This window comes from Tenacibaculum aquaeponti (assembly GCF_052084715.1).
GTDB lineage: Bacteria > Bacteroidota > Bacteroidia > Flavobacteriales > Flavobacteriaceae > Polaribacter.
In genome coordinates, this window is record NZ_CP197288.1 from 3,081,254 (window position 1) to 3,097,261 (window position 16,008).

General features: G+C 29.1%; 12 protein-coding genes and 2 tRNA genes. 10 read left to right on the forward strand and 4 right to left on the reverse strand.

Going from position 1 to position 16,008, the window contains the following annotated elements; translation table 11 throughout:
- Window positions 1-81: 81 nt before the first annotated feature.
- Together ACSIGC_RS13955 and ACSIGC_RS13960 are read right to left on the reverse strand one after the other, a co-directional pair.
- A tRNA-Phe gene (locus ACSIGC_RS13955) sits at window positions 82-154 on the reverse strand.
- 283 nt (window positions 155-437) lie between these two features.
- A tRNA-Phe gene (locus ACSIGC_RS13960) sits at window positions 438-510 on the reverse strand.
- Between the two features lie 100 nt (window positions 511-610).
- Here ACSIGC_RS13960 and ACSIGC_RS13965 point away from each other — a divergent pair.
- The 7 genes from ACSIGC_RS13965 to ACSIGC_RS13995 all read left to right on the forward strand — a co-directional run bounded on the left by ACSIGC_RS13965 (window position 611) and on the right by ACSIGC_RS13995 (window position 8,223).
- Window positions 611-1,342 (forward strand): type III pantothenate kinase, encoded by a 732-nt coding sequence (locus ACSIGC_RS13965; protein WP_442265422.1) that lies wholly within the window; start codon window positions 611-613, stop codon window positions 1,340-1,342.
- Window positions 1,335-2,621: a hypothetical protein gene (locus ACSIGC_RS13970; protein ID WP_442265423.1), complete on the forward strand. Its 1,287-nt coding sequence runs from the start codon at window positions 1,335-1,337 to the stop codon at window positions 2,619-2,621. Before ACSIGC_RS13965 ends, ACSIGC_RS13970 begins: the two co-directional genes overlap by 8 nt.
- Window positions 2,622-2,634: 13 nt before the next feature.
- Window positions 2,635-3,945 (forward strand): hypothetical protein, encoded by a 1,311-nt coding sequence (locus ACSIGC_RS13975; protein WP_442265424.1) that lies wholly within the window; start codon window positions 2,635-2,637, stop codon window positions 3,943-3,945.
- Window positions 3,945-4,514, forward strand: a complete 570-nt coding sequence (gene lptC / locus ACSIGC_RS13980; protein ID WP_442265425.1) for an LPS export ABC transporter periplasmic protein LptC — start codon at window positions 3,945-3,947, stop codon at window positions 4,512-4,514. The genes ACSIGC_RS13975 and lptC overlap by 1 nt, the downstream gene beginning before the upstream one ends.
- Window positions 4,515-4,715 (forward strand): hypothetical protein, encoded by a 201-nt coding sequence (locus ACSIGC_RS13985; RefSeq protein ID WP_442265426.1) that lies wholly within the window; start codon window positions 4,515-4,517, stop codon window positions 4,713-4,715.
- On the forward strand, window positions 4,712-6,013 hold the full coding sequence (locus ACSIGC_RS13990; protein ID WP_442265427.1) for a hemolysin family protein: 1,302 nt from the start codon (window positions 4,712-4,714) through the stop codon (window positions 6,011-6,013). The genes ACSIGC_RS13985 and ACSIGC_RS13990 overlap by 4 nt, the downstream gene beginning before the upstream one ends.
- Window positions 6,014-6,111: 98 nt before the next feature.
- Entirely contained in the window at window positions 6,112-8,223 is a 2,112-nt protein-coding gene (locus tag ACSIGC_RS13995; protein WP_442265428.1) for a peptidylprolyl isomerase, read from the forward strand.
- A 213-nt stretch (window positions 8,224-8,436) separates the two neighbouring features.
- Here ACSIGC_RS13995 and ACSIGC_RS14000 read toward each other — a convergent pair whose 3' ends face one another.
- Together ACSIGC_RS14000 and lpdA are read right to left on the reverse strand one after the other, a co-directional pair.
- Window positions 8,437-10,221, reverse strand: coding sequence for a T9SS type A sorting domain-containing protein (locus tag ACSIGC_RS14000; RefSeq protein ID WP_442265429.1), 1,785 nt, complete (start codon window positions 10,219-10,221; stop codon window positions 8,437-8,439).
- Window positions 10,222-10,378: 157 nt separating this feature from the next.
- Window positions 10,379-11,779, reverse strand: a complete 1,401-nt coding sequence (gene lpdA, locus ACSIGC_RS14005) for a dihydrolipoyl dehydrogenase (protein WP_442265430.1) — start codon at window positions 11,777-11,779, stop codon at window positions 10,379-10,381.
- Between the two features lie 97 nt (window positions 11,780-11,876).
- Here lpdA and ACSIGC_RS14010 point away from each other — a divergent pair, with 97 nt between their 5' ends.
- Genes ACSIGC_RS14010 through ACSIGC_RS14020 form a run of 3 tightly spaced genes read left to right on the forward strand, consistent with a single transcriptional unit; the run spans window position 11,877 to window position 15,998 of the window.
- Window positions 11,877-12,347, forward strand: coding sequence for a heme-binding domain-containing protein (locus tag ACSIGC_RS14010; RefSeq protein ID WP_442265431.1), 471 nt, complete (start codon window positions 11,877-11,879; stop codon window positions 12,345-12,347).
- The gene (locus tag ACSIGC_RS14015; protein ID WP_442265432.1) at window positions 12,348-13,583 is read left to right on the forward strand and encodes a glycosyltransferase; all 1,236 of its coding nucleotides are present in this window, start codon (window positions 12,348-12,350) and stop codon (window positions 13,581-13,583) included.
- Window positions 13,584-13,634: 51 nt separating this feature from the next.
- Entirely contained in the window at window positions 13,635-15,998 is a 2,364-nt protein-coding gene (locus ACSIGC_RS14020) for a hypothetical protein (RefSeq protein WP_442265433.1), read from the forward strand.
- Window positions 15,999-16,008 lie beyond the last annotated feature (10 nt).

The following is a 16,008-nucleotide window of genomic DNA, read 5'->3' on the forward strand; positions in this document are numbered from 1 at the left end:
GACAGTCTTTTTTTTCTCAATTTGTTTGAAAAACTAATAATTATAAAAACAAAAAACCCTGAAATATTCAGGGTTTTTTTGTGGTACCTCCAGGAATCGAACCAGGGACACAAGGATTTTCAGTCCTTTGCTCTACCAACTGAGCTAAGGTACCAGCTCATAAGCGGGTGCGAATATATAATTTAAAATTTAATATCTGTGCTAAATTTTGTAGTTTATTTTTATTTTTTGCTTAGAAAAATATTTATAATACTTAATCTTTTGATAAAGAGCTAGAAAGTTAAAATAGATTATTTGATGTTTTCTAAATTAAAAATTAAACTTAATTAAGCATGTGGTATCTTGTTTTAGTAGAGCAAGACTTTTATAAAAACAAAATAATATAGTCTTAAAAGTATAAAAATAAAAAAGCCCTGAAAAAATCAGGGCTTTGTAAGTGGTACCTCCAGGAATCGAACCAGGGACACAAGGATTTTCAGTCCTTTGCTCTACCAACTGAGCTAAGGTACCAGCTTGCTAGCGGATGCAAATATATAATAGTTTTTTTAATTGAGCCAAATAAAAATATGAAAAATCTATTATAAATTTGTTGCCACTATAAAATTAAAGCATGGATTTAATCATAGATGTTGGTAATACAAGAGCGAAAGTTGCTGTTTTTGAAAAAGATAAGTTGAAGGAGTTGTTTGTTTTTAATAAAGAAGGAATTATCACAGAAATAAAAAAAATTTCAAAAAAGTATTCAATTCAAGGAGCAATTATTTCTGCTGTATCTAAACTTACAACTCAAGAATTTGAAAAATTACACAAGTTTTTAAATCTAATAGAGCTTAATAGTGAAACAAAAGTTCCTTTTAAAAATAATTATGAAACCCCAAAAACTTTAGGAGTCGATAGAATTGCTTTAGCGGCTTATGCAGTAAGTAATTATCCAAATAAAAATGTTTTAGTTATAGATGCAGGTACATGTATAACGTTTGATTTTGTTAATGAAAATGCTGAATATTTAGGCGGAGCAATATCCCCTGGATTAAAAATGAGATATCAATCGTTAAATAATTATACATCTAAACTTCCATTGTTAAAATCAAAAGAACCAAATAATTTTATAGGAAAAAATACTCAAGAATCAATTCATTCAGGTGTAGTTAACGGAATAAGTAGAGAAATTGATGGTGTAATTACACAATATAAAAATAAATTTGAAGATTTAACAGTACTTTTAACAGGAGGAGATACAAATTTTTTGGCCAAACAATTAAAAAATTACATATTTGCCAATCCAAATTTGGTTTTGGAGGGATTATATCAAATATTGACTTATAACAGAGCGGATGATTAAGAGATTTTTTATTGTAGTATTAGTACTAATTTCAATAAAGATAACGGGGCAAAGAAATAGTTCTTCACCTTATTCTTTTTTCGGTATAGGAGAAGAAGTGAGTAGAACAACGGTAGAACAAGCCTCGATGGGGGGAATAGGTGTTGCGCTTAAAGATATTTACCATCTTAACTTTATTAACCCTGCAGCAAATGCAGATTTAAGACTTGCTACTTATGGTATTGGAGGAGAGCTTTCTCTTTTAAATGTAAGTAGTAATACTGGAAGTGAATCTAATAATACAACAAGTTTAAGATACATAGCATTAGGTTTGCCAATTGGTGAAAAGGCTGGTTTTATGGCTGGTTTGCAACCAGTTTCTAATGTGGGTTATGCTTTGTTAACAAATACTTTCGATGGAGATGATAATGTAACTGAAGCTACAAGATTCACAGGAAATGGCGGAACAAACAGATTGTTTGGTGCTTTTGGAATTAATGTTTACAAAGGACTTGCTTTAGGTATTGAAGCAGGTTTTGTTTTTGGAAATATTGATAACAATACGATTAATCAACAGGCTAACGTGGCTTTAGCGACTAAATACCAAAGAAATGCCATCGTAAGGGGAGGTCAATTTAAATTAGGTGCTCAATATAAACAGAAATACAAAGGATTAGATGTTATTGCTGGTGCTGCTTTACAATTAGAAAACGATTTTACCTTGTCAGGTAGAGAACGTATTTATTCTTTTTCTTTTGCATCCAATGGAAGAGAAATTCCTAGAGATACTTTGTATGATAGAAGAGTGTCTGGGAAATTATCAGTGCCTTTAAAAACTATTTTAGGTATTGGTGTAGGGAAAGAAAATAAGTGGTATGCTGGAGTAGATTATGAAACTCAGGCCGCTTTCGAAAATGAAGGGAACCTAATTCAAGGGTCTACATATAGATTTGATTCTTCAAATAGATTGTCTATAGGTGGTTACTATATACCAAAAATAAACTCTATTTCAAGTTACTGGGATAGAATAACATATAGAGCTGGTTTAAGGTTTGAAGATACTGGTTTATTAGTAGATGGAACAGGAACAGGAAATAATTTTACTTCAATATCCGATTTTGGCATAAATGTTGGTTTTGGTTTACCATTACCAAAGCAAGTTTCTAATCTTAATATAGGATTAGAATACGGACAGAAAGGTTCAACAGCTAATAACTTGATAAAAGAAAGTTATTTTAATGTAAGATTAAGCCTTTCACTAAATGGAAGAAATTGGTTAAAGAAGAGACAAATAGATTAATTTAACGATAATTATGAAAAAAATTACGTATTTATTCACAGTATTATTCCTATTAACAATAGGACTTAAAGCACAGGGAGGACAAGAGTGTAATATCAAATACAACTTGTTTAAAGGAAATGTTACAACTAAGAAATATGCAGAGGCAAAGCCAGATTTAAATTGGTTAATGGAAAATTGTCCTACACTTTCTGTTAATATTTATAAGTATGGAGCAAAAGTAGCAGACAAAACTAAAGATGCTGTTTTAGCAAAAAGAGTTTATGAAGGTAGGTTAGCTAATTTCCCAAATAAAAATGTAGCTAAAGCTCATAGTGATTATGCATCTTTTTTAATTAAAAATAATTTAGGTTCTGATGATGAAATCTTTGGTATTTTAGAAAAAGCATATAAGATTTCTCCTAAAGATATGGGAGTAAAAAATATTTTTAGATATTTTAAAGGTATTGTTTCTAGATTTAAAGATGTTAATCCTCAAAAAGTTTTCGATACTTATGATGATGTAATGGAGTCAGTTGAAGAAAAATTAGATGATTACAATAAAAAATTAAGTCCTTTATTAGAAAAAGATTCTTCAGGAACTTTAGATAAAAAAGAGAAAAAAAACTTGAAAATTTATTCTACAAACTCTAAAGCTTTAGGTCAAGTAGAAGGAGGGTTAGATGCTATTTTATCTCAAATAGCTACATGTGAAAGATTAATTCCAATTTATTCTAGAGATTACGAAGCTAACAAAACTAATGGAGTTTGGTTAAAAAGAGCAGTGTCTAGAATGTATAATAAAGAATGTCAAGAAGATCCATTATTTGAAAAGTTAGTAACTTCTTATGCGGAGGTAACTCAATCTGCAGATGCAATTAATTTTGCTGCTGGTGTTTTAGAGAAAAATGGAGATACAAAAGGAGCTGCTGAAATGAGAAAAAAAGCTTTCGACTTAGAAACAGATCCTTTAAAGAAAGCTAGGTTAAAATTAAGAGAAGCTCAAGGTACATCTAATAAGTCTAGAGCAAGAGCATTAGCGTATGAAGCACTAAAATACAATCCTAATATGGGGAAAGCATATTTATTTATAGCAAGTTTATATGCTAAGAGTGCAAACACTTGTGGTAGTGATGTTTTTGAAAAGAAAATGACTTATGTTGCGGCATTAAATAAGGCAATGAAAGCACAAAGAGTAGATCCAGGTTCTGGAGCTGGTAGATATATTCAGAGTTACAAAAAGAATGTGCCTTCAAAGAAAGATATATTCAATAAAGGTATAGCACCAGGAAGTTCTTTTAGAGTTAAGTGTTGGATTGGTGAATCAGTTCGTGTACCAAACTAATGAGAGCATCACAAAAAAAAATATTTCTAAACATTGCTGCCATTTTCATGGTGGCAATGTTTTTTTCATGTACAAACGATACTAAAAAAGTTAGAGATTTTTTAGCAGATAAAAACTTACCTATTGCAACCGGAAAGCATGTTTTTCATGTATATAAAGATTCAGGAAAGGTTACATCTAAACTTATTGCTCCGATTTTAAAAGATTTTACAAACAAAGGACATCCATATAACGAATTTCCAAAAGGAATTAAAATTGTCACCTACGATAATGATGGAAGAGATTCAACTACTATAACAGGTAATTATGCATTGTCTTACACATCAACTAGAGTTTCAGAAATTAAAGGAAATGTAATCGTTTTTAATCATACCAATCAGAGAAGATTAGAAACAAATCAATTATTTTGGGATCAAAGAGAAGAATATTTTTTTACAGAAGATGGTTTTAGAGTAACCAGTATAAAAGATACCATTAATGGTTTTGGTTTTGAATCTAAACAAGATTTATCAAAATGGTTATTGAAAGATATTACAGGTGAAGTTGAAGTTCAAAAAGAAGGATTATAAATGAATACAATTTGGAAGTACACACAGTACGGTTATTTAGTAGTAGGAATAATATTCTTAATAGAAGGTGTTTTAAAATGGAATTCGGATAGAGCACAAGCTTTTTTAATGTTTGGATTTGCTATATTTATCACAATTATTTTCTTTTTCAAAAGGAATTTTAGAAAGAAAGTTGAGCAGAGGAATAAGCAACAAAAATGAATTATGAAATCTTAATCATACTAGGTTCTATAGTTTTTTCAGCCTTTTTTTCAGGTATGGAGATTGCTTTTGTATCAGCAAATAAACTTCATATAGAATTAGAAAAAAAGGGAGATGGTATATTGTCAAAAATATTGTCTAAAATCACCAGTAATTCTTCTCGTTTTATTACTTCTATGCTAGTAGGAAATAACATAGCATTAGTAATTTACAGTTACTTTATGGGAGAATTATTAATGCGGTGGTTTCAAAATTTTTTACCATCAGATTTTATAATTATAAATACATTATTTAAAGAATTAGAATTATTAACACAGACAGTAATTTCTACATTAATAATTCTTGTAACTGCTGAGTTTCTTCCAAAAGCACTTTTTAGAGTATACGCAAATGAAGCATTAAAATTATTTGCTTTACCAGCGTATTTTTTTTACATACTGTTCTATTTTTTAGCTGGATTGATTTCTAGAATTTCCGATTTCTTTTTACGTGTGTTTTTCAAAGCAGAGAAAGATGAAGTTCAAACGGAGTTTAGTAAAGAAGAGCTAGGGAACTATATTTCTGAACAGTTAGAAACAAATAAAGAAAATGAAGAAGTAGATTCTGAAATTCAAATATTTCAAAATGCTCTAGAATTTCATAAAGTAAAGGCGAGAGAAATTATGGTGCCTAGAACAGAAATTATAGCTGTAGATCTTCATGAATCCGTTACGAATTTAAAAAATACATTTATTGGAACAGGATTCTCTAAAATATTAGTTTATAAGAATTCTTTAGACGACATAATAGGTTATGTGAACGCTTTTGAATTGTTTAAAAAACCTAGAACCATAAAATCGATATTATTACCAGTTGAATTTGTTCCAGAATCTATGATTATTAATGATGTTTTAAATGCGTTAATAAAAAAGAGAAAAAGTATAGCTGTTGTTGTTGATGAATATGGAGGAACATCAGGGATAATAACTGTAGAAGATGTTGTAGAAGAGTTGTTTGGAGAAATTGAAGACGAACATGATAATCAAGAATTGTTAGAAGATAAGATTAATGATAATGAATTTCATTTTTCAGCACGATTAGAAGTTGATTATTTAAATGATGAATATAATTTAGAAATTCCTAAAGAAGAGGCTTATGAAACTTTAGGAGGATTTATAATTAATCATACAGAAACGATACCAGAACAAGATCAAGAATTGTTTATAGAGAACTATAAAATTATCATTACAAAAGTGAGTTCAGCAAAGATTGATACAATTTACTTTAAACTACTAGATAAAGAAAGTCGTAGTTCTTAAAATAATTCCTTAAAATTCTATAGCTAAAAGCATTAAAAACATTGCATTATTAAATGCGAAATTGTATTTTCGCAAACTGTATATAAAATAAAATTAAAATGGCAATTTTATCGAAAATTAGAGAACGCTCATTGTTCTTGATTCTTGTAATAGGTTTAGCATTATTTGCTTTTGTATTAGATCCTTCAACATTAAAGGATTTTTTCAATTCTCAGAAGATTAATGAGGTAGGACAAGTTAATGGAGAGTCAATTTCTCGTCAAGAATTTGCACAAGCTTTAGATAACTATAGAGCTCAAACAGGAAATAGAGTTTCTGAAATGCAAGCAGCAAAGAATGTTTGGGAAAACTTAGTGCGTCAAAAAATTTACGATAGCCAATTAGCTGAAGCTGGAATTACTGTTGGAGAAGCGGATATTTTAAATGATCTTTATGAGAAAGATTTCATTAAAAACGATCCAAAATACCAAACTTCAGGAGTTTTCGATAAAGAAAAGTTTAAAGAATTTTTAGCAACTATTAGAGAAGAAAACGGAGATCAGTGGAAAGCATGGAGAGAATACATGAGTAATGTAAAAAGCGCTTTACAAAAAACTACTTATGATAATTTAGTAGCTGCTGGTTTAGGAGCTTCTTTAGAAGAAGGGAAAACTGAATACTATAACGAAAACACTAAAATTAGTGGAGAATTAGTGTATTTACCATATACTAGTGTTTCAGATTCTTTAGTTCAAATTACCAAAGGAGATGTAAAAAAGTATATCGAAAATCATGCTTCTGAATTTGAAGTAGAAGCATCAAGAGATATTAGTTATGTAAAGTTCGATATTAAAGCTAGCGCTCAAGATGAGAATGATATTAAAGCTGATGTAGCTAAATTAATTAACGATAGTGATTCTGGTGTTGGTTTAAAAAATACTACTGATTATCTAGCCTTTTTAGAAGCTACAAAATCTGATTTACCATATAATGATAACATTCAATTTAAAGTTCAAGTTCCACAAGTAATTGCTGACACTTTATTTAAAGGGAATGTTGGAGATGTTTACGGACCATATAAAGATCAAAACTATTTCAAATTATCTAAAATTACTGAAGTTTTAGAGATTCCAGATTCTGTAAAAGCAAGACACATTTTAATCCCATTTATTGGATCTAATTCTGCTACACCAGAAACTAAAGAAACAGAAGAGCAAGCAAAAGCAAAGGCAGATAGTATTGCTACTTTAGTTAAGAAAAACAGTTCTAAATTTGTTGAATTAGCTAAAGAACTTTCAGCAGATAAATCTAATGCTGATAAAGGTGGAGATTTAGATTGGTTTTCATATACAAGAATGGTTCCTGAGTTTAGAGATTATTCTTTTAATAATAAAAAAGGTGATATTGGAGTTGTAAAAACTGTTTTCGGATTCCATGTAATCGAAATACAAGATCAAAAGAACTTCCAAAAAGCATTAAAATTAGCTACTTATGCTCGTAAGATAGAAGCTTCTGAAGCTACAGAAAATGAAGTATACCAAAATGCAGAATCTTTTGCTCAAGAAATTTCTAACGGAGGAAAAATTGATGCAATAGCTAAAGATAAAAACTTAACAGTTTCACCTGCTGTAGGTTTAAAGGCCTTAGATGAAAATATTGCTGCTTTAGGAAATGAAAGACAAATTGTTTCTTGGGCTTTTGGTAAAGATTTAAAAGTGGGAGATTTTAAGCGTTTTGATATAGATGGAGGTTATGTGGTTGCTACTTTAACAGGAGTTACAGAAGAAGGCTTAATGCCTGTTGATCAGGCTATTTCTAGAGTTCGTCCAATTTTAACGAATGAAAAGAAGGCTGAAATCTTAAATGCAAAGTTGCAAGGAACTACATTAACTGATATAGCAACTTCAACTAAACAATCTGTAAGAAAATTTAGTGATATAAACTTAAAATCACCAACAATTACAGGTATTGGATATGAACCAAAAGTTGTTGGAGCTATGTTAAGTGCTAAAGAAAACGAAATAAAGAAAAATATAGTAGGTGATAGAGGAGTTTATGCTTTTGTTGTTACTGCTAGAGTTTTACCAACAGATTTACCTAATTATGATACTTATAGAAAACGTATTGCTAATCAGAGAAAAAATCAAACTTACAATATGTATCAGGCAGTTAAAAAAGCATCTGATATAGAGAATGAAGTTGGAAGTACTTACTACGGAGTTGGTAGATAAAAAATATATTAATAGAAAGCCGAGTTATTAAAAACTCGGCTTTTTTTATTTAAAATAGCTATGATTACTAAAACAAATTTTTCAGATTTTAGTTTAGGTCTTTTTGTACTTCAGTTCTTAATCCTTTTCTTAATTATCTTTTCTCTGTATTTTATGTTTCGTATAATCACTTACATTAATTTGAGAATTAAGCAGATGAAAAACAATAATTAATTACTTTTTTAAGATTTTAAAACTCTTTTTTAAATTGTTTTTCTCTACAGTAAGAATATACAAACCTTTAGCTAAGGAATTTATGTTTTTAGTTATGGTGTAATTCTCATTAGAATTAAACTTTTCTATTATTTGTAATTGACCATTTAAATCAAATATTGAAACTTTAATATTTTGATTATCTTTTTTTGTAGAGATAATTTCAACGTAATCAACAATTATATTTGATTTTAAACTAATGTTAAAACTTTTGTTTTTATCAACGATATCTTCTTGAATATTTTCTGAAGAAAGCCTACCTTTTACAAAACCTGAAGCAATTGAACGTATGAAATCAGAGTGTTTACCAGTAATATGAATACTGTAAACTCCATCTTCAAAACCTGAAGTGTCTAAGTTGAATTCATTACCATTTAAAGAAAAAGAATAAACATAAGAATCTCCATGTATCGTTTTTCCATATAAATCACTTGTTTTTGTAATAACAGCATCAACTTTTATGCTTTCTAATGGAACTGAAACATTATTAAATTGAATAGAAATACGATTATCATTTTTTTGTTCATTTATATACCTCATTTTTGGCCCTTCTGGAAAATGAACAAATGCAGCGAATTTAGAATTCGCAGTTAATTGTTCTGAAGATTTAATCTTATATGAACTATTGTAACTGTTGATGCTTTTACGATTTTGATTTGTAATGACAGGAGACAATTGTTTAGAATTTCCGTATAATTTAAAATCTTCAATTGGTTTTTCGTGAAAGATGTCAACGTTTACAGTTGATGAATTACTCGGAGAAATAATTTTATCATAGTAGTTTTCTGAGTTAATAATCTGATAATCGCTTACAATATCATTATAATTAAATTCAGTTGATTCAAAAGTTTTTTTGTTACTAAAATTATCGTTTAAATATGGTTTTATTGTATTCCATACATATTGACCTAAAGCTACATCTACATGATCTAATTTAGCTTCTCCTTTGTCGAAAACATAGGTTCCTCCTGGACGCAAAGAACTACTATATGGAGTTACACCATCATTTGTGCCTTGAGCTAAATATAAGATTCCACCGCTAGTAAACATTAAAGGAGCTAAAAGTGTATGCCCGTTTTTAAAACCCGAAGCTCCAAGTATAATAAATTTTTCAGGTTGATTATTAGTAGCATTATCAAAAAGTGGCCTAACTACATTTCTACAATAATAAGTAGTTGATGTAGCTGCACCTTCGTTTAAACCAGTATTTTTCCAAATCCAGTTAAACCACCATTGTTGAGAAATATCAGCTAAATAAGTTCCCCAATACGGAGTTCCTAAAGCGATTACTCTTTTTACTTTGTCTCTTTTATTGTATGAAAACATAGCGGCTTCTGCGGCTTTTCCACCATTACTATGAGCTATTATAATAAGATCATTCACTTGATATTTATTAGTTATAATATCTATTGACTCAGCAAGTAATTTTCCGTTTTCCCAAAGGCCTTTACCTCTAGTTGTAGCAACAAAAACTACTTGATAACCTTCGTTATAAGCATTTTGATAAAAAGTATTATTAGTAAAAAATAATTGATTTAAATCTATATAACCATGATTGAATAATAAAACTTTACCATTGTAATTTGCTGGCCGTTCTCCGTAATGAATTGTAGATTTTATTAATGGACCAATAAAAAATGAACTTAGTTTACTCGGAGAGGGGAGTTGTTTTTCGATAAAATTTTGAGAAAATAAAAAAAACGGGAGGAGTAGCGCTAAGAATAGCACTTTAATTTTAGATTTCATAAATAAGGGTTTATTTGTTAACGTTTTTAAATATAGTTAAAAAATTAACATAAAAACTGAATTAACCTTATTTTTGAGTTGTTGTGTGTTTGAAATGATAAATAAAAAAGCAACCTAAATGATTAGATTGCTTTTAAATATTTTTTTAAATGTTGTATTAAGCATTCAAAGGTTTTCCATCCCAAGCAGCTTTAGCAGCTTCTTTAACGGCTTCAGAGTATGTTGGATGTCCGTGGCAAATACGAGCAATATCTTCTGCAGATGCTCTAAACTCCATTGCTACAGCCATTTCCATGATTAAATCAGCAACACGAGCACCAACCATATGAACTCCTAAAATTTCATCAGTGTTTTTGTCAGCTAATACTTTTACAAAGCCATCGATGTCTCCACTAGCACGAGATCTTCCTAGTGCACGCATAGAGAATTTACCAGACTTGTAATCTACATTTGAATCCTTTAATTCTTGTTCAGTTTTACCTACAGCAGCAACTTCTGGCCAAGTATAAATAATTCCAGGAATTAAATTATAATCAATATGTGGTTTTTCACCAGCTAAATATTCAGCAACTACAACACCTTCTTCTTCAGCTTTATGAGCTAACATTGCACCACGAACTACATCTCCAATAGCATAAATATTAGAAACATTTGTTTGCAAATGATCGTTTACATCTATTTGTCCTCTTTCAGTAACTTTAACACCAGCATTTTCTAAACCTAAACCATCAGTATAAGGTCTACGTCCAACCGCAACTAAACAGTAATCACCAGTAAAAGTTACTTCTTCTCCTTTTTTATTTGTAGCAGTTACAACAACTTCATCACCTTTTCTTTCAACAGCGGTAACACCATGACTAACGTTAAACTTAACTCCTTGTTTCTTTAATACTTTAGTAAGTTCTTTAGAAACATCTTTATCCATTGTTGGCGTAATTGTTGGCGCATATTCAACTACAGAAACATCTGCTCCTAAACGTTTGTAAACAGAGCCTAATTCTAATCCGATAACACCTCCACCAATTACAATTAAGTGTTTAGGTACTTCTTTAAGCTTCAAAGCTTCAGTAGAAGTTATAATACGTTCTTTATCAATAGAAATGAAAGGTAAAGTAGATGGTTTAGATCCTGTAGCTATAATAATGTTAGTTCCTTCAATAACTTCAGAACTTCCATCGTTTTTGGTAATTTTAACGTGAGTTGCATTTTCAAAAGATCCTAAACCTTCATAAACATCAATATTATTTTTATCCATTAAAAACTTAATACCTCCCGTAGTCTGCTCTACAACTTTAGCTTTACGATCAATCATTTTTGAAAAATCAAACTTTGGATTTTCAACAGAAATTCCGTGCTCCTCAAAATGATGAACAGCATCGTAATAATGATGAGAAGAATCTAATAAAGCTTTTGAAGGAATACATCCAACATTCAAACATGTACCACCAAGGGTAGAATATTTTTCAATAATGGCTACTTTTTTTCCTAATTGAGAAGCTCTAACCGCAGCAATATATCCACCAGGTCCAGAACCTATAACGATGATATCGTATTTCATGAGTTGTTTTATTTTAATACAAAATTACAATTATTTGCGAATTAAAAGAGAGTATTAGTTATTATTACTATTTTTAAAACAGATAAGAAGTATTTGTATGAAAATATTAAAAAAAATAGGTTGGATTGCGCTTGTAGTTTTACTAGTAATTCAATTTATCCCCACAAAAAAAAATAATGGAGAGTTTTCATCTCTAGATGTTTTTTTAAACGAAACAAATCCCTCAGTTAAAGTACAAACAATTTTAAAAAATGCTTGCTTCGATTGTCATAGTAATGTAACTGAATATCCTTGGTATCATGCAATAGCACCAGTTAATTTCTGGATAAACCATCATGTAGAAGAAGGTAAAGAACATTTAAATTTTTCAAAATGGGCAACTTATTCTTCAAGAAAAAAAGAACATAAAATGGAAGAGCTTTGGGAAGAAGTAGAGGAAAAACACATGCCTTTAGATTCTTATACATGGACTCATAGTGATGCTCGATTAAGTGAGGATGATATCAATTTAGTTGTGACATGGGCAAAAGAGATAGAGAAGGAGTATAAATACCAACAACAACGATAATTGAATACTACTGTTTTATTTATAGGTTATGTTTGGGTTGAACCAAATTCTTCTGCTGCTGGAAGTAGAATGATGCAATTAATAGAATTGTTTTTAAGCGAAAATTATAATGTAACTTTTGCTAGTCCGGCACAAAAAGGAGAAAATGCAGTACAACTAATTGAATATGGAGTTGAAGAAATTGTAATTGAGTTAAATTCATCTTCGTTCGATTCCTTTATTAAAGACTTAAATCCTCAAATTGTTGTTTTCGATCGATTTATGATGGAAGAACAGTTCGGTTGGAGAGTAGCTAAATGTTGTCCTAATGCAGTTCGTATTTTAGATACAGAAGATTTACATTTTTTAAGAAAAGTAAGATATGAGCAATTAAAAAAAGGAGAAGAATTTTCAAATCAAGCGTTATTACAATCAGATGAAACAAAAAGAGAAATAGCCTCTATTTTGAGATGTGATTTAAGTCTGATTATTTCTTCTTATGAAATGAAATTATTAAAAGAAGTATTTAAAATAGACGATAGTATTTTATTATATCTACCTTTTCTTTTAGATACAATTGAAGAAACAGATCAAGAGAACTGGTTACCTTTCGAAGAAAGAGAAGATTTTGTATTTGTTGGTAATTTTTTTCACAAACCAAATGTAGATGCTGTTTTAGAACTAAAAAGAATGTGGAGAAGTATTCGAGACCAATTACCCAAAGTAAATATTCATATTTATGGAGCTTATGTTAGTCAGCAAATTCAGCAATTACACAAACCAGATCAAGGATTTTTATTACATGGTTATACTCCCGATGCTATTGAAAAAGTAAGTAAAGCCAGAATAGTTTTGGCTCCTTTAAGATTCGGAGCAGGAATTAAAGGGAAGTTAACAGAAGCTATGGTGTGTGGAACACCAAGTGTAACAACTTCAATAGGAGCAGAAGGAATGCGTGATGAGTTTCCCTGGAATGGTTTTGTTGAAGACGATTTAAACGTGTTTTCCGATTTAGCTGTTAAACTTTACTCAGAAAAAAAAATTTGGCTTCAAGCTCAAAATAATGGGATAAAAATTATTAATTCCATTTATGATAAAAATGTTTTGAGTCGTGTTTTTTTACAGAAAATATCTCAACTTGTAGAGGATTTAAATTCTCATCGAACATCAAATTTCCTTGGAAGTTTACTACAACACCAAACTTTACAAGCAACAAAATATATGAGTAAATGGATAGAAGAGAAGAACAAAAAATAATTGAAAATTAATCAATAAAATTTCTTAGTTTTAATAGCCAAACGATATAAAATGCTAAGAAAAATTATTATCCTCCTTTTTTGTTACTGTAATTTTTATGCTCAACAAAATACTGTAGTAGATGAAGTTGTAGATTCATATGTGAATCATTTTAAATATTCAAAAGAAAATTTTTATTTCCATTTTAATAAATCTACATATTTTCCTGGCGAAGAAATTTGGTTTAAAGTTTTTGTGGTAGATAATAAAAATCTAAAGTTATTTCATCAAACGAAAACAGCTAAATTGTACTTTAATGATAATAAAGGAAATTTTCTAGGTAAACTTACACTTAAATTTAATGAAGGTTCTGCCAGCGGAGTTTTTAAAATACCTTCAGATTTTAATGACTGTATTATTCATTATAGAATTATAACAAATTGGTCTAAAAATTTTAAAGAAGAAGTGAAAAAAAAGAATTTTATTAAAATAAAAGGATGCGAAGTAAAAAGATTTACTAAGGACGTACAAAAGGTAAAATTCTATAACAATACAAAAAGTTTACTTTCAAATGTTGTAAATGCTGTAGAAGTAAAGCTACCTAAAAAAGATATAGGTATAAAAGAGGCAATATTAAAAGATGATTTAGGGGATGATATTTTTTTTGTGAAATTTAATGATCGTGGATTAGGGAAGTTTTATTTAAAACCTGAACATGATAGAAGATATTATTTAGAATATATAAATTCAGAAGGAAAAAAAGTAGAAGAATTACCAAATCATACCAAGGAAGGAATTACATTAAACTTAGTAGATAAAGGGGAGGAAATTTACTTAAGTTCAAGTATAAGTAAAAACTACTTAAATGAAAAAGATGTTGTTTTTTATTTAATTCATCGTAATGGGAAAATTGCTGAAGGAGCACGTTTAAATTATAAAAACAATAAGAGTTATAGATATATAGATAAATCTACTTTACTGAATGGAATTAATACTATTTCTCTATTTAAAAATAAAGAACTCATTGCAGAGCAAACTTTTTTTAATGCACACAAATTACATGATTTAGAAAAAGAAATTACACAAACAGTAAGAAGAATTAATAAAGATTCCGTAGAGTTTTCTATCTATAAACATACTAAAGATTCTGTAATTGATATGTCTATATCTATTTTGCCAAAAGAGAATGAAGATATATCCCAATTAGATTTATTTCAAAAATTTTATAACGTTACTTTTTTAGATAATGAGCAATTAGATTCTAAGAAATTTCTAAACCGTTTTCAAAAAGCTAAAGATTTATTTCCTATTAAAACAAGTAAAATCTATAACTGGGATTCTATTTTAAAACAAAAGAAAAAAGAGGTAAGTCATTTTTTTGAATCAGGAATAACAGTAAAAGGAAAACTTAGTGGAGAAAAATCTGCTCATTTAAAAGTAAATTATATTACAAAGAAAGAAATTGGTTATGTAGAAACAAATGCTAAAGGTTTTTTTGAAATTAAAAATTTAGAGGTTCATAAAGATGAGATTATAAAAATTCAGCCAGTATTACCATCAAAGAAAGATGTTGTGTTTTGTGATCATATAATAATTGATAAAGATGAGTTTTATTATCCGAATGTAAATTCAAAGAACAGTTCTGCTGTTGTAGAAAGTATTGTGAATCCTTTTTTTAATGATGATAGCAATCTTTTAGATGAAATTGAAATAAAAGGGAAAATTAAAAAAGAAAAAAAAGAGAAATTTATTAACCCTATTGATAATTCAACTTTTGTGAAAACTTTTGCTGTTTCTGGAGAAAATGTAAATCGATATAGAACTGTTTTAGAATATTTAATAGCGCAATCTGGTTTAATAATAGATAACAAAAATGGATATGTACAAATAAAGTCAGAACGAACAGCCAGACAAACAATAATTTCTGGGACTATAAACGGAGGTAATATAAGTACGAGTATGAATGTTTATGTAAATACTCAAAAGTTGAGAGAACAAGATTTTGAAATGCTCAAGGAAATTACCATGGAACAAGTAAAAAGTATTCGTGTAAATAAATCAGGGATTAATTCTGGAGGAACAGATCCTTTTGGATATGTAAGAATCTATTTAAATAAAAAAGCGGTTTATAAAAAGCAAAAATCAAGTGATAAGAAAAGAAATAAAAACTTATTTGAATTTAAGATTTCTTATGGATATGAACCTCAAAAGAAGTTTAAAAAACCAGAATATATTTATCAAGAAGGCGATAGTGAATATTTAAAATATGCGATACTACATTGGGAACCTCATGTAAAACTTTCTACGACTAAAAGTTGGACTAATTTTAAAGCTGCTATTCCCGAAGGAGTTACCGATTTAATTTTATCGATAAAAGGAATTACAAGTTCTGGAAATTTAATAGACATAAAAAGAGAGTTAATTTTAAAAAACTAACTCTCGTATA